We start from the raw sequence: 18,051 nt of genomic DNA on the forward strand, positions 1-18,051 counted from the left end.
TGCTGCGGCATGATGCGTGGTCAACTGGAAGCTCGACGGCGCAAGGCAGGCCTGCCGGCCTGCAAGGCGTGGCCGATGCCGAGCCGGACAACTACTCGCGCAAGGGCCTGCAACTGCTGGTCGATGCGCCGAGCCGGAAGCCATCCGCAGCATGAAGCGGATCTTGAAATCCCCGAGGAAGCCGTGATATCGAAGCGGCGAAAGTCTTCGAGAAGCACGGCGGCTATGCGCCGACCATCGCAATCATCGGCGCGGCGATGGGCATGATTCATGTGATGGGGTTCCTCGCCGATCCGACGCAGCGGCAGCGGCATCGCCGTGGCCTTCGTCGCGACCATCTACGGCGCGGCCAGCGCCAACTCGGCGTTGCTGCCGGTGGCGGCCTGAAGCTGAAGTCAATCGCGTCGCGGAGTCGGTCACCGCGAAACGTCGCTGGAAGGAATTCTGTCGATCGCCGAAGGCTGTATGTATGTCATCGAGTTGAAAGCTTCAGGGCTTCATGGATCGATGGTAATGGACCATGGCCTGCTGCAGGCATCAGGAAGACATGCTGCAACGATGCAGCGTGGCTCGTGTCCTACGCGGATTCATTGATGCTGCTGTTCGCTTTCTTCGTGGTGATGCACCTCGATCGTCCATTCAACGAAGGCAAAGACAAGGTCATTTCCGAGGCGCTGATCGGTCTCGACCGACTTCGACCGCTGCTCGAAGCTGATCTGATCGGTGACGAACGACCGAAAACCGCGACCCCGGCCAAGCCGTGGTCAAGGACGCCGAGCAAGTCGACGCCGGACCGCCGGGCCAGCGGACCGCTGAAAGTATCGCCGATGATATCAGTGCCGCATCGGCGACCTGATCGTTCCAACCAGATGATGGTGCGCGGCAACGAGTTGTGGGTCGAGATCGACGTACTCCAGCCTGTTGTTCGGCAGCGACGATGCCGAGCCAGATCGCGTTCAACATCATCGACAAGGTCGCGGTGATCCTCAACCGTTCGACAACCGATCGATGTCGAAGGCTTCACCGACGATGAGCCGACTGTACTGCGCAGTACCCGACGAACTGGAACTGTTCCTCGGCGCGTCGGCGAGCATCGTGCGCATGTGGCCGACGAGGGCGAACTCGGTGTCCGGCATCGGTGGTATGGCGGTTCGAGCCCAGGCCGACAACGCCACCGCCGCGAGGCCGTGAGACCGGCGCGTGGCGTTGGTGTCGCGACTGGATGTGGCGCCGCAGTTCTTGACCGGCACTGGAACCGCCAATGCACAACCGGACGCGGCGTCGAAGCTGGCACACAAACCTGCACCGAGCACCCGTCAAGACGCTGGGACGCGAGAAGTGCTGTCATTTTCTGTCACTGCATCAACAACGCTGAGCTATGTCGGTCAGTATCTCACCGGGAGGAATGAAACCCAATGAGAACTGGTACGCCAATCAAAAGGGTGGTGTCGTAAAACGATACTTCCATCGTCGAAAAGCTGCAATTGCTGCGGAGGTGGCAAGCGTGTGGTCGTGGTCGATCTTGACCCGCACGGCTCGATGACCAGCTATTTCGGCCTGACGACCCCGACAACTGGACAGCAATCACGACATGGTTCCGGACAAGGCAGCGTGCCGAAGGCCGCTGGGGAACTGCTGTTGTTCGACCAGTGAATCAGCGGATCCCGCCGCCATCGAGTACCGCGCCGACCTTGAGCGTCAGTCGCCGGGGCAGAGCGGTCGGGCGGCGATCGCCAAGAGTCCGGCGCAGTTGTGGCAGGACTTCGATGACGTAGTGATCGACAGCCGCTCGTTGCTCGGCGTGCTGATGGTCAACGCCTCCTGCCGCTGAGCCAGCAACTGGTGATCCTGGTGCAGACCGAACATCTTGCTGTCAAGGTCGGAGCGATGGTCAACATCCTGCCATGATCATGCTCGCGCAACAGGCGTCGCCGCTTCATCGTGTCATCTGTCCACTGCTGTACGAATCGACCACACCTTGCGCGTGCTGTGTGACAAATTCTCGACGAATCGGCAGGGTCATATCCTTGTTGATACCCTGTTGCGCGACGTGCTGGGCGGTGTTCATGCCTTCGAATTCGATCGGCAAAGTCGGTGGCGTGCTGGTCTACCGCGCTGCTCAACATGGTCCGGCGACCTGTTCCGCAGGTGGTCGAGCATGAATCGGTCGATCAACTGACGTCGCGTCCGTACTGGGTGTCCAACTGATCTGGACGGCCTGGCCGCAGGAGATCTCGACGAGTCGCTGCCAGTTGAGGCGCGGCTCAGGTGATCGAAAGCACCGAGGCACTGGATGAGTTCGAGGTCGCGGTATGGAACAGGCGCGCCGATGCCGAAGCCGGGCGAAGCTGTCAACCGCCGGCCGCGCCGTCCGCCGCCCCGGCGGCCAAGGCCCTGGTCGACGTCGCTTGAAGAGGCTGAGCCGGTGCGCGCAGCGGTTTCGATGCTTGTGCTCGCTGCAAACCGAATCGCTGAAAACGACGCCGGAACCGGCGGTGGTCGAGCGGCTCCGGCTCCAGTTGCGCGTAACGCTGCTGAGCAGACCCTGGTCCTGCCGCTGGTAGAAGTGGATCCTGCCGCCGAGCAGGTACGCCGCCGACCTGGTGGAAACTCTATGGCCGCCTGCTGGGCCTTCTCGGAAGCGTTCGAACGCCTGGCTGTTCGACGTTGCCGGGTCGACCTGGTGCCGCTGGCGCGCCTCTGCTCCATCATCGTGGCCGGCGACGAGCGACGCCGACTGCTTCGGCCAGCTGGATGGTTCGGCAATCCTGCTGAAGGCCCTGGGAACCTGAAAAAGTGTTGGAGATCGCACGCTGGGTCATGCCGGATCGCTATCGCGATGACTTCGTCAGGCTGCAGACGCGGTACTTCGGTACAAGGTTACGAGCGGGCGGCGGGTGCATCAGTCCAGCCGCTCGTCGCGTCTGGACCCGAATGAAATCAATGGAGAAGTCACCGGGGTCAGCGGCCATGGCTCGCTGTACTGCGATCCAGCACATGTGCGTATTGCTTGATGTTTCCGCACTGGCCGAATCTATCGCCAGCGGTGGGCAAGCACCTCGGCGGCCAACGCGATAACCCGATGTAGCAGCTGATATATCCAGGCCATGGGATCGTTGAACGCCGCCACACAGAACACACCGCCCACAGTGGTTTCGAGGGGTCAGGGCATGAGAGTCAGGCCACGATGCAAGGTTCTGGTAATCCGATCTGCACAATGGGTGATCTTCAGTCTGCACAATGAACTGATGGCATCAACGTGATGTGAGGTTCAGGAAGTGTTGCGTGACACCGAACATCGTCGGCGCCGGGCGCGTCGAGCTACGCGCCGGGCATCATCAACCTGCGCGACGTGGTCACTGTGATCGACACCGTCAGCGCTTCGGCCTGAACAGCGGCCAGATCAGCGACAACACCGATCGTCATCATCGTAGCGACAAGCAAGTCGTCGGCATCATGGTCGACAGCGTCTCGCCAAGTGGTCTACCTGCGTCAGTCGGACGAAGAACTGCACCGAACGTCAACGAAGAGTCGGCCAACTGATCGAAGGGCGCGGTGAAGAAGGCAGCAGCAACGGCAGCCGGACCTTCACCGTCGAACTCGACAAGATGATGAGCGAAGAAGAATGGTCGGATCTGGAAGAAACATCTGATTGATTTTGGAGGTCGCAGTCATCGTCCTGCTCCTTCTGGGCAGGCATGCTGGCGAATTCTGGCGTACATCAAGGCGCAGCGGGTGATCGCTGCGCAACAGGCTCAGGGCGATGCGCTGCGCGATCAGCGCATCAAGGAACCTGCGAAACGTGTCGACGATCACCAGAACGGCAACGTGCGCAATGGTCAGCGCCTGCATGAAGTTGCGTTGGTGGTTGTCCTTTCGCCGCACAAATCCGTCTGTGTTGAGCAGCGTGATCTGTCGAGCCGTCATTCGCCCAGCGGTGAAACTGGTGGGCATGGGCGCGAGCGTCGATGAAACTGACTCAGCCGCGGGTCGACCGAGGCCTGAGGCGGAGTTGATGAGAAGCTGCATGTAAAGAGCAGCTAGAGCTTCAGCTTCAAAGTGGCAAGACAAATCAAAAGATCGCAGCCTTCGGAGGTCTCCGACATCGGAATGTGTTCTTCTTGTAGGAAGGCTGAAGGCCGCGATCTTCGCTCTTCAAGGCTCAAATGATCGATTTTTCGGGAGTAATTTTTATTGACGTAGAGCTCAGATAATGGTTACGAAGCAAGTGTATTTAACATCTCGAAGACTGTCAAGATCGACAGGTGTCAAGTCGGCAAAGATCTCTGATGATCAGGTGGTTGATTCTCTCGATGGACCAAGGGATCTATGATGACTTGATCCAAAAATGCAATTTTTTTCAGCTCTGGCCATCCCGGCCGCCTGCATCGCTCTCAGGTGCCAGTGCAGAGGAAGCGAAAATACAACTGCATGCGCAAGGAAATACGGTGTAATCCGCCGGCGCATTCACTGCAGTCTCGAGGATGCAAAGCAGGCGAAAGAGTCTTTGGGTCGGGCAAATCGACGGCACCGTCTATCGTGAAACAAAGAAGATCCGCCGGAGGTGTTAATCAAGGAAGCCGATCCAGCGTTGATTAATCAGCTGGATGAGCTGTTGGGCGCTGTCGGACCAATTTCAGAATCTGGAATGAAGGGATCAGCAATGATCCCGCGTTCGGTGATGTTCTTCTCCTACCATCGGCGCTGCGGTCATGTCCTCGGGAATCTCCTTCCAGATTCCACGCAAACGCGATGATCTCGGCAATCGTCCGGGTAGCTTCGGGACGCTGTCGCCCAAAGTCCATCGGCGCCAACAAGCGCACCAGCTCGGGCGCTCCGGTATCGGACTTCGTAGTCGCGAGCAGACGAACAGGATTTCTTCGTCAGCTCTTCGCTGACCTTGGTGGTGAGGGTCGGTGTGGTTGTCGTATCGTAGGGCGATGGCCTGGCGCGGCGGCGGTGGAATTGTTCCACGCGGTTTCGTCGACCGAGCGGTGTTCGAGACGGTTTCGGTTGCCTTGCGGCGGGGCGCCGAGGCGGCAGTCGAGGTCGTCATCGAGCCGCAATCCAGCAGACGCTGACCAGGGCGAAAACCTGTTCCGATCAGGTCGGCGGTGATCGGCCGCTCGACCGAGAGCTGGCTCGACAGGCCGCCGCTGATCAATCGCGCCGACCGGATCGGCCTCAGCGGTTCAATGTCGAACGCCAGATCAACGCGCCACAGTTGTTGCTGGTTCGCGCTGATCGCGAACGCTTCGTTCGGTCGCGGTCCTCTTCTGGGCGCTTCTTCATGCTGAAATTCTTACTGGAACGGCATGATGCCGGAGGTCGCGCATGGGAATCGCCGCCAGGCGCTGAGCAGGCGCTGTCGTTGGTAACGCTGTCCGCTCGAGGTCGAACAACCGACGGAGCCTTCGGAGGCGCGAAAAATGCGGCAGCGGCCAGGCGCAGCAACTGTTCCAGACCGCCTTCGCCTTCCAGGCCTTGCAGCAAACGCTCGGCAGCGGAAGCTGCGGCACTTGTTCGCGCGACCTTGGCGAAGATGCCCAGGGCGTTGCGAACGAAAGCTCGGCAGCGCTTGCGCCAGGGCGTCGGCGGCGATGATCGCGTCGAAACTGTCGTTGCTCGGCAGGCTGGGGTCAGTTGGTGCGATCAGCTTGAGAGGGTCGGCTTTCATGTCCGGGTCCAGCGTCGGGTCCTGCTCGTCAGGTTGCCTTCGAGGAACATGCCGCTGTTGGCGAAGGTCAGTGCCATGCCTCTTCGGCGGGTACCAGTTGTCGTAGATTGGGGTGCCGGCGAGCAAATTGTTGAACCACGGCGAAATATCTGTGCATGTTTTGATCGTATTGTTGTAGATCTTCCGCAAGGTGTTCAGCAACCCGTCAGGGAGGCCTTATGGCTTTGCTGGCGCAGCAGTTGCTGACGATGGCCAACTGTTCCTGACCATGCCGATCGGCAGGAATCAGGGCGCGCGGCTTCACCAACGCCGACAGCAAAGCGCCGATGCGCAGCGGCTGCGGGCCGTCGATGGTCAGGGCGCCGCTGCTGGCGCGGTGTTGAGCAACTTGACCAAGGAGCGAAACATCTGCGCCGCCCGGCGTTGCGGCAGCGCCTGCGAGGCGAGCACTTCGCCTTGGAGCACGGTGCCATGGTACGGCGTGGTGTCGATGCGGGTGAGGGCGGCGACGCTGCTGGCATGGTTGTTGTAATAGAACTGCGATATCGTGCGAAGGTCCAGCGATCGCCAGACCGGGCGCCTCGGGCAGCGGCAGATCGCCGGTCGCTTGCACGGTGGTCTTCATCGTCCGCTGTCGAGTGTCACCTTGAGCAGACCAAGGTCTGGTTGTTGCTCGAGCCAGAACACCTCGGCCTCGGGGCTTTGCCGGCGCCGATCAGGTCTTCGATGGGGTCAGAGCTCGAGGCAGCCACTCGAACTGCGGGGCGAACTGGTCGCCGGTGGCGGGCGGGAGCGAAGGACGTCCATTTCGCTGTCATATGTGGACAACCCGGCCGCCACCTCGAAGAGAGGTATGACTAGGGGTGCCGCCGTCCTCGCCCGCCGTTCGCAGCAGGATTGTTCAGCCCAGCCCAGACTCTCAGGTGGTGACCCAAATCGGCCACCCTCGGCGGCCGGCCAGGAGCCGACTCGGCCCCCGGCAGGCCGCGTCGGTCCCTTGGACCAGTCCGTCCTGCAAACCGTCGCCCTCGGCGCGCCAACGCTGATCTCAAGGCCGCCCTTCGAAATCTCGAATCAGACTGGCCAGCGGCGATATGGCGCAGATCAGCGGGTCGACGGGCAGCGGGGAAACCAGTCCGTCGCGTTTCGCTCGCTCGGGGCTGATGCAGCTCATCTATGGTCAGGTCGTCGAACGGCCGAGCCGCTTGATGCACAACGCGGCGAACTGGGCGCAACTGCTCGTGGATCGGCTGATGCCGCTGGGATCAAGGACTTCGCCGATCCCTGGAAGAAATCTTCGTGGTCTTGCGCGCCCGCACGTACCGCTGAGCGCGACGCTGATCCTGCAAGCGCTGGAGCCGAAGGATCGGCGCGGTTCGAAGATGTCCGCCACATGTTGTCCGCCGCACAGTACGTCGCGCTCCTTGGCGCGGCCGTACTGGACAGCCGCCACTGGTGGATTCTCGACGAGCCGTCCGACGCCCTCGACAAGCAGGGCGTGGTGCAGCCCTCGAAGAACATCTGGCCGGGCATCGCGAACGCGGCGGCCTCGTGGTCTGTACCACGCACCACACGCTGAGCGACGCGGCGGCCATCGGCGCACCTCGATCTGGGGGAACTGGGCAGTATGAGTGTGTTCGGCCTGCTGGTCGCCCGTGAATCGGCGCCTGCTGTTCGTCCGGCGGAGCTGGCCAATCCGCTGATCTTCTTCGCCATCGTCATCTCGCGCGCCTCCTGCGGCCGTCGGCCCAAACTCGAAGCGTCGCAAACCTGTCCCCGGGGTTAGTTGGTGGCCGCGCTGGTGATCGGCGTTCTGCTCTCGCTGGATGGGGTGTCCGCAGCGAAGATTTCGAGACGGAACCCTTGAACAGTGGGTCCTTCTGTTCGTATCCGCCGCCTTTGTACTGGCCAAGGCCGCACACTGGCTTTTTCGGGGTTGGCATGGTCCTGCTCTTGCCGCTGCTGGCGTTGATGTCGGTTTCGCCGGTCGCCTGCCTGCCGGTGTTGCTGTTGTTGTTGCCGCTGGTACACCGGTGCCGAGCCGCTCGGCGCGGGCGGCGAACAGCGTCATCTGGAACGGTTCGAAACGTGGTGGCTGTTGCTGGCGCTGTTGATCTTGCCGCTGTACATCCGGTGTTCTTCTTCGATCCTTGGCAGTGGCGAGCGGCAGGCCGCGCTGCAGGCAATGCCGCTGACCGGTATCCGCGGGTGGGTAGCCCGACCGCCGCGATCACCCAGACCTCTTCCGGATAGCTGCGGCCTGAAGATCAGCGTCGGCGAGCAGACGAGGTCTGGTCGGAAAATTGAACGTCTCTCAAAGATCATCTTTGCCAGCGACACCGACGAGCGGCACCCGTGATGGAAACAGTATGAACTGGACCCTTAGCCTCGAAAGCTCGGTCCGCCCAGCGGTTCGACGGATCAGCAACAACTCGCCTTGGTCGAACATCGCAGCGTCGCCGCCATCGGCGTCGGCGTCGTTGGGGGCCTGGCCTTCGCGCCGCCGCACTATCAGCAGGGAGCAGCCTCCGCATCATCTATATCGACGTGCCTGCGGCGATGCTCGCGCAGTCGATCTACGCGACGCGGCGGCGTGCGGTGTGGTGGTGGTGTGGAAGATGAAACTGGCCGACGTCCTGCTGCACGCGCCGCGCTGATTGGCGCGTGGATGACCGCCGTGGGTGTGGTCATGGGGGCAATCTGGGCAAACTGATGTGGTCGTGGTGGTGTGGATGCGGTGCCTGACTTCGATGCTGATCTGCTGTCCTGGTACTTCGGGGCGATCGTGCTGGGCAATGCTATCAGCAGCGTGAAAGTGCTGCCAAGGCTGCGCCGTGCCGGCCATCGTCGGGCGTGATCAATATCCTGATCGATCAAGTACGTGGCAGCGGTGGAAGACCTGCACCAGGGCGCGATCTTTCACCTCTACACCCGAAACCGGCGACGCCGGCAGAGATGTGGCTGCTGCTGTCGCTGACCGTGCTGGTGTCTTCCACCGTCGGCGCCGGCGCCGTTGCTGTGCATGCGCCTCGAAGTGCTCAAGCGCGAAGCCGCGCCAGTTGGGTGAAGAAGAAGTGAGAACAGTCGGAGGCTGCGCGATGAGTTTGCTTCATCGGTGACTTTCTTGCCATGGGCTATTTATGCCGTACGTCTGGTCGGCCTATGGCATGGTTGTGGTGCTGGCCTTCAACGTGGCGGCGCGGTCCTGGCCCGGAGCGGTATCTGCAACAAGAGGTGCGTCGCTTGCGCCGGGAGACGGGAGCCAACTGCTGCGGAAACGCTGATCATCATTCTGGCGATCCTGGTCGGTCGGCGCTGCTGTCGGCCTGGCTCAGCGCCTGCAGGAAAACATCAACCGTCTTTACATGCTGACCGAGATCGCCAACCGCGAAGTGTCTATGACACGCGCATCCGCGCCGGCCGGCATGGTCGAGAAGGGCGCGGCAATGTTCGCTGGACTCGCTGGACGTCAAATTCGTCGTCACCGACTTCAACAAAGCCGCCACGATCACCTACCGCGACTTCTTCCGGACCTGTTCCGCAAGGGCATGATCGCTGCCTCGGCAAGCCACAACGCTGATGGTGCCGGCGGCGGCCGACGAAGTGCTGGCCAAGTACGACGAGAAGCACATGCTGCTGAAAGTGATGAAGGCATTGAAGACAGTGGGCGAATCCGCGTCTCACCAGCGAAAGGAGGGTTGATCGATGATGTTCACACTGTTGATCTCGAAGCTCCGGCCATCTGGCCGATGATCCTGGCGCTGTGTTTCGTGCTGGTGCAGGCCGCTGTGCCATCTGGTTGGTGCCGCGCTGGCGACCTGCTCCTGGGGATCGCCTGGTCAGCCGCCGGCGCGGGCCAGTTCGTGTTCTGCTGTTCCGCGTTGCACCGACCTAACACGTGTTCATGACCGATGACTTCTCCGTCGCCTATGTCGCCAGCAACTCCAGCACCGCTTCACCGTGGATCACAAATTCAGCGCAGCGTGGGGCGCCGACGAAGGTTCGTCGCTGTTGTGGCGTTGATCTTTGCGGCCGGAAGTTTGCTGGTTGAGGTTCTCGCGGCAGTTGCCGAAGTCAACTGCTCGGCCCGCGCTCCGCCGGTGATGGGCACGTACCAGCATGGCTTCTGCCGTCCTCACTCACGTCGACCTGTTCAAACCATCCTGCCGCAAATGCCGAGCAATGGCTACTCGATCCGATGTCGAAGACATTGGCCTGATCGTTCACCCGCCGATGTTGTACATGGGGTATGCTCGGCTTTTCGGTGGTGTTCGCTTTTGCCATCGTGGCGTCGATGGGTGGTCGCCTTGACGCGGCGTGGGCGCGTCGTCGTGTCCGTGGACCATCGTCGCTGGGCCTTCTCGGGATCGGCATCGACCTTGGTCGTGGTGGGCTGACCACGAACTCGGCCGGGCGGGTGCGGTTCTGGAACCGTGGAAATGTCGTTCATGCCATGGCTGGTCGCATGCGTCGATCCACTGGCAGTCACGGAAGCGTGGCGTGTTCAAGAAGCTGGACGGTGTTGCTGGCGATTGCCGCGTTCTCCGAGCTGCTCGGCACTTTCCTTGTCCGGCGGTGCCGACCTCGGTGCACGTGTTCGCTTCCGATCCGGAGCGCGGGCGGATCATCTGACTTCCTGCTGTTCGTGGTCGGTGGTCCGCCGACGCTGTTCGCGTTGCGCGCCCGCGGCCAAGAGTCAGGTCGTCTTCAACCTGCTGGTCGTGGAACCTGTCGCGGCAACAACTGGCGTTCGGCGGTAGCGGCGTCGATGATCCTGCTGGTACCGTACCGTGATCCTCGATGCCGAGCGGTGCCAAGCTGTTGTTCGGCCCGATCCGTACCTTCATGCGTTGTCGATCCGCTCATGGTGTTGCTGATGGTGGTGATGGCTCGTCGGCGGCGATTGTCCGCTGGAACAGTTGCGGAAACGGCTGGTGATGCCCACCCGGTGTTGTTGGCAGTGTTGTGTTGGCCGCGGTGGCTGAATCGCTTATGCGATCTTCAACTGGCGGTGATCGGCGATCTTCCTGCTCGCCGCGTGGGTGCTGCTGGCTGGCGCGCGCGACATCCTCCCAGAAGACCCGCTATAAAGGCCTGATCAAGGCCAGCCCTGACCGCAGCGACTGGGCACGCAGATCGCCGACCTCGGCATCGTCGTACGCGCCTCGGTGTGGTGTTGTTGAGCCAGAACAGTGCTGATGCGATCCTGCGTCTGGCGCCGGGCCAGTCGATGGACCTGGCGGTTATCACTTCGATCTTCGAAGGTGCTGAACACTTCGAAGGGCTGAACTCGACCTCCGACAGAGGCACTATCGGATCGATCCGCGACGAAGGAATGAAGCCCGGCGCCGGACTGGAAGTCTGACCTGTACACGGTGCAGAGTTCGATGATGACGGAGGCCGGGATCGACGCCGGGTCCACTTGCGACTCGACGCCGCACTCGGTGAGTCGCTGGGAAACGGCGCGCTGGTGGTGCGGTTTATGCTGAACCGTTCGCGGCGCCGGAAAAATCCTGGTTTGGTGGCTGCTCACCGGGTCTGGGTGGAATCGCTGGGTGGCGCTGGATCGGTGTCATCGGGTCAAGGTCAAAGCCAAGGTGCGTGGAAAGACTGGGCATGACGGGAGCGGCTGCATGATACGTTTGGTCATGCTGGTGCTCATGGTCATTCTGGCGGTGGTGCGGGTGCTTCTGTATCGTGGTCGACCTCATCGGCGGGAGTCGCCGTCGGCGATGATCAACAAACCATTCCTGGAATCAGCTGCCGAACGTGCAGGGCGACAGTACCCTACGAAGGCTGATCGGCAACTGGTAGCTGGTCAACGTCGGGCACCGGCGCATTCCGCCGGGTCGAGCACCTGTGTCAGAAGCTCGCCGAGCGCGGCGCGGCGATCTACGGCATCAACGACAGCATGAAACGCCGACGCTCTGAAGTGGCTGGCTGATTTCATACCTGACGCTTCTGGAATTGCTATGTACGAACTCGCTGGGTCCGAACCTTGGCGTCGACGGCGCTCGGGAGCTTCTTCATCGACGCCAAGGGCATCATCCGCGACAAGTACGTCGGCGCGATCGACGAGCAGGTCTGGCGCGAAAGCTGCCGCCAGGCAATCAGGCGCTGGTCGATCGGCGCCAGCTATGAAACGCTTCAACGTCGTGGTACTGGGTCGTTGGGCTGGTATTGCTCACGCCGCGATCGACATCATGAGTTCGCCAAAGGAAGGTGATCGCGAGCGTTCCGCGAGTCGACGAAGGCCGCCGCTGAGCGCTCAGAACCAGGACATTGCTGACTCGAACGCACCGATCGCCGCCGACCTGCGCAAAGAGATTCTCCGCACGCCGGCGAGGAAGGCACAACGAGCAGATCATCTACTTCATGGTCGACCGCGACGGCGATCGTCGTTACAAAACGGACTCAACGCCAGACCGTACTGCTGTGGTTCGGCCCGGCCGGGCTGCTGCTTGGCGGTTTCGTGGTGATCGCGGTGATTGTCCGGCGTCGTCGCGGCCAGCGCGCCGAACAACCGACATCGCCGTCCACCGAAGAGCGTCAGCGTCTTCATCAATCCGTCCGATAAGTCGAAGACGATTGATTTCTGGCTCGCCGCAGGGCTGTTGCTTCTGGTCGCCGCACTTTTTCTGTTCATCTCCTGGTTCCGCGCGAGCGTCGTGCTCAGCGTGAACAGGATTGCACCGCCAATGTTGTGTTGTATCAGGAACGCGTGGCCGAGTTGCAATTGCAGCAGGCCGAAGGTGAACGATGCCGGCAACGGACAGCGGGCGCGCCGAGGCCGCCCGTCAACTGCTCGCCGATACCGAAGGCGTTGCCGGCGCCGACGTGTCGAAACTGGGCAAACTGTTGCCGCTGCTGGCCGCCGTCCTGGTGCTGGTACTGGGCCTGGTCGTACCTGCATTCGGCGCTGCCGACAAGGTCGAACTGACCCGCCAACTTCGCCGAGGCGCTGAGTCGATGGAAGAAACGACCCAGCGCTCGCAAGTGCTGTTCGGCGCAACCTGTATTCTGCCCAGGGCCTGTACTTCCTCGGCGACCTTGGACATGGCCGAGGAGCGTCCGGCGGACGCGGCGAAGATGTTCGAGTGGGCCGCGACCTTCTCGCCGGGCGTCAGCTGGAACTGCTCGGCCAGCTGGTCCAGGCGCAATCGCCGACGAAGTGGTCGTGAAGATCCAGGCGCTGACGGACGAAGCACTGAAGGCCGATCGAAAGAGGAAACCAACGCCCTGGCCTGCTGGTATTGCTGTGTTCCAGGGCGAGCGTTATCAGGAGCGATCGATTACTGGAATCGTTCTGCGGCGCAACTGCTGCTGTACGACAATCCGCGCTGGCGCCGCAAGGCGGGATCAATGTGTCGCCGAGTGTCTGGAAGCCAGCGGCGGCAAAGTCGTCGAGGCACTGGTAGCCGCTGAAAGCGCACCTGTCGAAGTCAATCGATTTTTCCAGCGAACTGATAAGCAAAGCGCAGCGGCGACAGTGTGTCCATCTTTGCGGCGTCATCTTCGGCCGCGCCGGTACTGCTGGTGGTCAAACGCCTGACCGTGGCGGGATCGGCGGTGACCGTCGAACTGGGCGATGCCGACGCGATGGATGCCGTGCAGTGAAACTGTCGAACTCCTGAAGTCGATGGTCTCGCGCACCACGTGCTGCGAGCCAATGCGGTGAGTGGGGGCGTCGCATCGGGCCCTGCCAGTACTGCGCCACAAACTGATCATCGACAGCCTGGAGAGCGGAGACAACAGGAAGCACTGCGATCCACACCATCGCCGAACCACAGTCCTCGACACTGGCCCTGGGCTGAGTGCATGTGCGGCGGACCCACTGGAACCGACGCGACCTGCTCGCCGATTCGCTGTCCAGCCGAGCCTGACCCTGCTCAAACTGCTCAACCCTGGCAAAAGCATCCTGGCCAAGGTCGAACCGTGCCAACCACCTCGGCCAGCTTCGCCCCACCGGGCTGGAATAGCGACTGGGATCAGAAGCTCGGCGTCTATGTCCTCGACGACGAGCGAAGACTCCACCGCGAGCGCACTGATCCACCGCTGGAACAATGGCTGGAGCTGCTTGATCAGCCGAACGGTCGTGGAACATGAACATCCACGGCGTGCTGCGGGACTGGGCAACAGTCGCAGACGAAGTTGCCGACCTCTGGATCGCTGTTCTGCTGCGTTCGGGCTGAGTTCAGAGCATTGCGCCGAACCTGCGCAATGCCTGCACCATCGAATCAGGCCTCGGCGTGCAGCAGATCGAGAAGATCGATCGAGCGCTGGAAATTTCAGCGATCGTTGCTGTTGAGCGGGAGCGCTGGCCGAGCGAATCCGCGCGGATGGGCGACGATCGAGCACGGGCAGGTCTGCATCGAAAGGGAGGGATGTCGGGACTGATCGAAGAAACGAAACGCTTGGTGCTAATGTTCGCGAGCCAGTAGTCGTCGCACATACTCGAACAAACGCCGCGCTGGCGCTCGCTATTCTTCCCGTCGGGAACATTGTCGATAAATCGATGTCGGCAGGGTCGAGTCGGGCATGACGGTCGACCGCGCCGCTGGCCAGTTCGGCGAATATCTCATCGGGAGGCGAGCGTCAGAACGACGGCTCAGCACGGGCGCGCAGCGCCCTTGCTTGCGCCGACGCGCAGGCGACGCACGTACAGCGACCTGATCGTCGTCGCCTTGCGGAACCGCCAGGTTGCTGCTGCCGAGGTTGTAGACGATGGCCTGTGTTCGACCAAATTGGCAGGCAGTTCGGTTCGCTGTGTCTGGCGAAGAATGTCGGGGTGCTGAGCACGCATGCGGCGGCAATCGGCGATCTTGCGCGCGGTCAGGCTGAATGGTCGAATGCGTCGATGCGCAGGGTGATGTTGATGTCTTCCTCGACGAGGTCATGTTGCGATTGTTGAGCATCAGGTCGATGTTCAGTTGCGGTGCGCCGATCCGAAGAAATGCTGAAGCTGCGGAACGATGTGCAGATGGCCGAAGGTCACTGCTGTGCTGATGCCGAAGTTGCGCGAAACCGCCTGCACTGCCACGGCGGCGTTGCTGGCCTCGTCGGCTTCGTCGATGGCACGTTCGGCCTGCTTGAACAGGCCAGCCGGCTCTCGGGTCGGTCAGGCTGGTTGAGCGAGGAACAGGCCGACGGCCAGGTGCTTTTCCAGCAGAGCGATGGTCCACAGCCGGCTGGCGATATTCAAGCGCCGGCAGCGGCGGAAAACGAGCCGGTCGAAACGACGCAGACGAAGGTCTTCCATGGCGGCGAGACGGTCCATCGTACTTGCGCAAGCTCGAAATTGTCGAAACCCGACCGGCAATAAGGTGTTGCTGAGAACGCGGTCGCTGATAGGTGCTGCTGATCGACAAAGAGCTGCCGCCCGGTGATGAACCGGCCTCGCTCGGACAACAGACGCGATCGCCGCGGCGATCTCCTTCCTGGCCGCCGAGGCGGTCGATCGGGCCGCCGAGATAGCGCGCTCCGCCTTCGCCGCCGGGCGGATCGTTGGCGCGAACAGCTCGGCTCGGCGTCGGTCCGGGCGCGATGGTGTTCACGGTGATGCTGGTCTGCGCCAGTTCGAGTGCTGATGAACGGTAAAAGCTGACCAGCGCCGCTTTCGCTGCGGCAAGGCCCGTACGCTGAGCAATGCCCAGCACGTCGAGGCTGGAGATGTTCAGCACCCGACCCGTAGCCCTGGCGTGCGCAATCCCCGGGAACACGCGCCGAGCCGCTGGCAACGCCGAACTCCAGATCGAGCCGCACGACCTTGTCGAACGTGTCCAGATCAATGTTGCCGAAGGCCTGCGGCTCGACGCAGCCGATGTTGTCGACGAGCCGTCGAACGACAGGCGCGCGCCAGTTCCGCCAGTACCTCGCCGGTCAGCTTGCCGACGACCAGATCCAGTGGCAGGATGCCGGGAAGCTGAGGTCAGGTCGGTGGGGACCGACCACCCATGGCTGGCACGGTCGAGATGCTCGGCCAGCGCCGCCTATGCCTTCGCTGGCGCTGGTGATGAGGAAGGTACGTCGGGTCATGGCAACTCCTGCAGGGGGATCGGATCAGCCGCGACGATCCAGCATCGCTTCAGGCTCGGGGATGCTCAGCGTACTGGGTTGACCTCGGCGTAACGATCAATGCCATCCGCAACCACCACAAACGGCTGGCATCGGCAATGTCGACGCCGGACCACGTCGAGGTTGGGCAGGTCGTCTGCGAGAGGCTCCTTGTAGACAGCTCGATGGAGGTAGTTGGTACTCGAACGCAAGGCTGAACGCCGCCGCGACGTCATCGCGCGGGTCGCTGAGGTTGGGATTGATCGTTGATGCGTCGCGATCTTGCGGCTGTTGGCCGCGATCCTGCGGCGAAATGGCCAGCAGACTGGCGCCGGCATGCTGAATCGACGAAGAAGGCTGCAACGCTGGAACTCCAGGTCGGAGAACGGCACCAGACACTGCGATAGAAATCAACACCGATGGTCTTGCGCTCAGCAATTCCGCCGACGATACGGGACGGCCTTCGGGGCTCTTCAGGTGAACAGCGGCGCCATGTCCACCCACTTTCAGGGCACGGTCGCCTGCGTGAGGCGATCAGCGGCGGCTGGCGTGCTTCATCACCGTGCAATGTTGGTGGGGGCGTTGTAAGGGGCTCTGCCAGCCTCGAAGTCGTACTTTGAACGCGTCGAACTTGCTTGTAGGGCCATGGTTGAAGTCCTGTAGGAGTGCTGCAGTGGCTGGGATTCAAGATCACTGTGAGGCGAGGCAGCGGAACACAGGCGTGGGGATAGCACTCATGTCTGGGAATGGGGACCATTATCATATCGGCAAACAATCCACTGTCACTCCTAGATATTCTGGCTTGGAGAAAAAGAACTCCAGGGTCGCTTTTAGTAGGTCGAGGCAAGGAGGCGGCGGCGGAGCAGGCCATCGATCAGGAGCTGGAGGAAGGAGGCTGGAGTGCGATCGGGTTACTGCAGTCATTATACTCCCTCAGGCACCTAGAGCACCCCGCCAGCCAGCGACAAGGGAGATCGATAATGCAATATCCTGATCCTGCATCGAATGGGGTGACGACAACACCGCCATCGGTATTCAGATACTCGATATTTCTGGCGCGGCCCTGACGGCCTGGGATACCTTCAGGGACGCCTACAACGCCGCCGTCGAAATCGTCATCTGCTACAGGAGACGGCGGCGGACGGCGAGTCGATCTACATGCCGACGTCGGCAGCGGCCCATCGCAACAACCGCAGTTCGCCGACATGGCTGGGCAATGCCTGGAGCGTATCCGCCGTACCCGGGCAAAACCGAGAGGCTCAACGTGATGTTGCTGGGTGATGCTCTGATCGAACGCATTGATCGCTATGTGTGTGAGCATACGTCAAAGTCGTTCTCTTCGGCGGATGCGGCGATGGAGCAACTGGTTCGGTATTAGTGTCATTGCTCCGACAGGTCGAGTGAGCAACCTGGCGGAGCGAGCCTGCTCCACGCGTCCACGTCTACGCTGTTGCTCAATGCACCACGCCGCCAAGCACTTAGAAACCGCAACAGCGCCAGCAGCGGGAACATGCTGCCGACAATGACTAGATTTACAACGAGCTGCTATGTCGTAGACCGCACCGGCGACTGAGGAGCCGAAGGGCGCCGCCGATGAAGATGCTGGTCATGTACAGGGCGTTCAGGCGACTCGCGGCTTCTGGCGTCCAGCGAGAGACAGCGCGCTGGCCGAGGACGATGTCGATCTCGACGCAGAAGTCGAGCACTCATGCGGCCAGCGGCCAGGCCGATCACGCTGTAGGCGGTCAACGAGGTGAATAAAGCTCAAGGTGGCGAACAGCATGGCCAGCAGCGAGGCGATGCCAGTGCTGGCCAGCATCCGCGAGGTGTCCGCTGATGGTGGCGATGGCCTCGATGGCACCGACCAGGGCGAAGATCGCGATCTTCGTCGGCCACAGACCATGGTCGCGGCGCCACAGCTTCAGCGGCACCGCCGTCCAGAACAAGGCTGAACGTGGCGAAAAACGGCCCCGACAAACGCGCGCCGACGCAACACGAACTGTGGCGCAGCAGGGTCGACAACGAACCGATCAACTGGCCGACAAGAAGCGCCGGCCAATCGGCGACGCTCGGGCAATGGTCAACGCCAGCACCATGCTGATCGACGCCATCAACGTGAACAATCATGAACATCGGCGCGCCAGCCGAAATGGTCAGCCACGACGCTCGACACCGGCCGCGCAGCAGGAGCACCAGCAGCAAGCCCCTCGATCATCCTGCTCACGCACCCGGCGACGGGGATCTTCTGCGTGCAGATGCGCGGCGAGGGGATCGAGGATCCGCACGACAGCGCCGAAGCCCACGAACAACCTCAAACCAGC

Annotated in this window: 14 protein-coding genes and 12 pseudogenes; 21 read left to right on the forward strand and 5 right to left on the reverse strand. The window is 61.8% G+C overall.

Translation table 11 applies throughout. The features are described 5' to 3' along the window. Positions 1-16 precede the first annotated feature (16 nt). The 3 genes and pseudogenes from ACXX9E_RS28760 to ACXX9E_RS28770 form a co-directional block, all read left to right on the forward strand. Positions 17-514, forward strand: a pseudogene (locus ACXX9E_RS28760) (MotA/TolQ/ExbB proton channel family protein); the annotation flags it as partial. Positions 515-520: 6 nt separating this feature from the next. Then, positions 521-1,375: pseudogene (locus ACXX9E_RS28765) on the forward strand (flagellar motor protein MotB). A 216-nt stretch (positions 1,376-1,591) separates the two neighbouring features. Further along, positions 1,592-1,831 (forward strand): hypothetical protein, encoded by a 240-nt coding sequence (locus ACXX9E_RS28770; RefSeq protein WP_458556646.1) that lies wholly within the window; start codon positions 1,592-1,594, stop codon positions 1,829-1,831. A 105-nt stretch (positions 1,832-1,936) separates the two neighbouring features. Here ACXX9E_RS28770 and ACXX9E_RS28775 read toward each other — a convergent pair whose 3' ends face one another. Next, positions 1,937-2,068 (reverse strand): hypothetical protein, encoded by a 132-nt coding sequence (locus ACXX9E_RS28775; protein WP_458556647.1) that lies wholly within the window; start codon positions 2,066-2,068, stop codon positions 1,937-1,939. A 200-nt stretch (positions 2,069-2,268) separates the two neighbouring features. Between ACXX9E_RS28775 and ACXX9E_RS28780 the strand changes: the two genes are divergently transcribed. The 3 genes and pseudogenes from ACXX9E_RS28780 to ACXX9E_RS28790 all read left to right on the forward strand — a co-directional run bounded on the left by ACXX9E_RS28780 (position 2,269) and on the right by ACXX9E_RS28790 (position 4,033). After that, positions 2,269-2,412 carry a hypothetical protein gene (locus tag ACXX9E_RS28780; protein ID WP_458556648.1) on the forward strand — a complete coding sequence of 48 codons (144 nt, stop codon included), beginning with the start codon at positions 2,269-2,271 and terminating at the stop codon, positions 2,410-2,412. Positions 2,413-3,187: 775 nt separating this feature from the next. Then, a pseudogene (locus ACXX9E_RS28785) lies at positions 3,188-3,656 on the forward strand (chemotaxis protein CheW). Beyond that, a pseudogene (locus ACXX9E_RS28790) lies at positions 3,653-4,033 on the forward strand (DUF2802 domain-containing protein). The pseudogenes ACXX9E_RS28785 and ACXX9E_RS28790 overlap by 4 nt, the downstream one beginning before the upstream one ends. A 566-nt stretch (positions 4,034-4,599) precedes the next feature. Here ACXX9E_RS28790 and ACXX9E_RS28795 read toward each other — a convergent pair. Next, positions 4,600-4,966 (reverse strand): annotated as a pseudogene (locus ACXX9E_RS28795) (EscU/YscU/HrcU family type III secretion system export apparatus switch protein). 336 nt (positions 4,967-5,302) lie between these two features. Further along, the gene (locus ACXX9E_RS28800) at positions 5,303-5,878 is read right to left on the reverse strand and encodes a hypothetical protein (RefSeq protein WP_458556649.1); all 576 of its coding nucleotides are present in this window, start codon (positions 5,876-5,878) and stop codon (positions 5,303-5,305) included. Between the two features lie 67 nt (positions 5,879-5,945). Here ACXX9E_RS28800 and ACXX9E_RS28805 point away from each other — a divergent pair, with 67 nt between their 5' ends. The 14 genes and pseudogenes from ACXX9E_RS28805 to ACXX9E_RS28870 all read left to right on the forward strand — a co-directional run bounded on the left by ACXX9E_RS28805 (position 5,946) and on the right by ACXX9E_RS28870 (position 14,999). After that, complete coding sequence (locus ACXX9E_RS28805) at positions 5,946-6,209, forward strand: hypothetical protein (RefSeq protein WP_458556650.1); 264 nt, start codon at positions 5,946-5,948, stop codon at positions 6,207-6,209. Positions 6,210-6,674: 465 nt separating this feature from the next. Continuing rightward, the gene (locus ACXX9E_RS28810) at positions 6,675-7,256 is read left to right on the forward strand and encodes a heme ABC exporter ATP-binding protein CcmA (protein ID WP_458556651.1); all 582 of its coding nucleotides are present in this window, start codon (positions 6,675-6,677) and stop codon (positions 7,254-7,256) included. 48 nt (positions 7,257-7,304) lie between these two features. Then, positions 7,305-7,958, forward strand: a pseudogene (locus ACXX9E_RS28815) (heme exporter protein CcmB); the annotation flags it as partial. Between the two features lie 88 nt (positions 7,959-8,046). After that, positions 8,047-8,755, forward strand: a pseudogene (ccsA, locus tag ACXX9E_RS28820) (cytochrome c biogenesis protein CcsA). A 142-nt stretch (positions 8,756-8,897) separates the two neighbouring features. After that, a pseudogene (locus ACXX9E_RS28825) lies at positions 8,898-9,379 on the forward strand (cytochrome c maturation protein CcmE domain-containing protein). Between the two features lie 798 nt (positions 9,380-10,177). After that, positions 10,178-10,309: a hypothetical protein gene (locus ACXX9E_RS28830; RefSeq protein ID WP_458556652.1), complete on the forward strand. Its 132-nt coding sequence runs from the start codon at positions 10,178-10,180 to the stop codon at positions 10,307-10,309. A gap of 547 nt (positions 10,310-10,856) precedes the next feature. After that, positions 10,857-11,042, forward strand: a complete 186-nt coding sequence (locus ACXX9E_RS28835; RefSeq protein WP_458556653.1) for a hypothetical protein — start codon at positions 10,857-10,859, stop codon at positions 11,040-11,042. Between the two features lie 268 nt (positions 11,043-11,310). Beyond that, positions 11,311-11,818, forward strand: a pseudogene (locus ACXX9E_RS28840) (thioredoxin domain-containing protein). After that, positions 11,815-12,254, forward strand: a pseudogene (locus ACXX9E_RS28845) (cytochrome c-type biogenesis protein). The pseudogenes ACXX9E_RS28840 and ACXX9E_RS28845 overlap by 4 nt, the downstream one beginning before the upstream one ends. A gap of 182 nt (positions 12,255-12,436) precedes the next feature. Further along, entirely contained in the window at positions 12,437-13,102 is a 666-nt protein-coding gene (locus ACXX9E_RS28850; protein ID WP_458556654.1) for a hypothetical protein, read from the forward strand. Between the two features lie 66 nt (positions 13,103-13,168). Next, complete coding sequence (locus ACXX9E_RS28855; protein WP_458556655.1) at positions 13,169-13,294, forward strand: hypothetical protein; 126 nt, start codon at positions 13,169-13,171, stop codon at positions 13,292-13,294. Positions 13,295-13,612: 318 nt separating this feature from the next. Next, the gene (locus ACXX9E_RS28860) at positions 13,613-13,783 is read left to right on the forward strand and encodes a hypothetical protein (protein WP_458556656.1); all 171 of its coding nucleotides are present in this window, start codon (positions 13,613-13,615) and stop codon (positions 13,781-13,783) included. Between the two features lie 143 nt (positions 13,784-13,926). Beyond that, entirely contained in the window at positions 13,927-14,118 is a 192-nt protein-coding gene (locus tag ACXX9E_RS28865; protein ID WP_458556657.1) for a hypothetical protein, read from the forward strand. A gap of 512 nt (positions 14,119-14,630) precedes the next feature. After that, positions 14,631-14,999 (forward strand): hypothetical protein, encoded by a 369-nt coding sequence (locus ACXX9E_RS28870; protein ID WP_458556659.1) that lies wholly within the window; start codon positions 14,631-14,633, stop codon positions 14,997-14,999. 244 nt (positions 15,000-15,243) lie between these two features. Here ACXX9E_RS28870 and ACXX9E_RS28875 read toward each other — a convergent pair. Beyond that, positions 15,244-15,396, reverse strand: a pseudogene (locus ACXX9E_RS28875) (SDR family oxidoreductase); the annotation flags it as partial. A 1,550-nt stretch (positions 15,397-16,946) separates the two neighbouring features. On the opposite strand from ACXX9E_RS28875, the gene ACXX9E_RS28880 reads away from it, so the two are divergent. Next, entirely contained in the window at positions 16,947-17,108 is a 162-nt protein-coding gene (locus tag ACXX9E_RS28880; protein WP_458556658.1) for a hypothetical protein, read from the forward strand. A gap of 68 nt (positions 17,109-17,176) precedes the next feature. Here the strand turns inward: ACXX9E_RS28880 and ACXX9E_RS28885 are convergent. Further along, a pseudogene (locus ACXX9E_RS28885) lies at positions 17,177-18,051 on the reverse strand (MFS transporter); the annotation flags it as partial.

The organism is Pseudomonas sp. GNP014, from assembly GCF_054344005.1.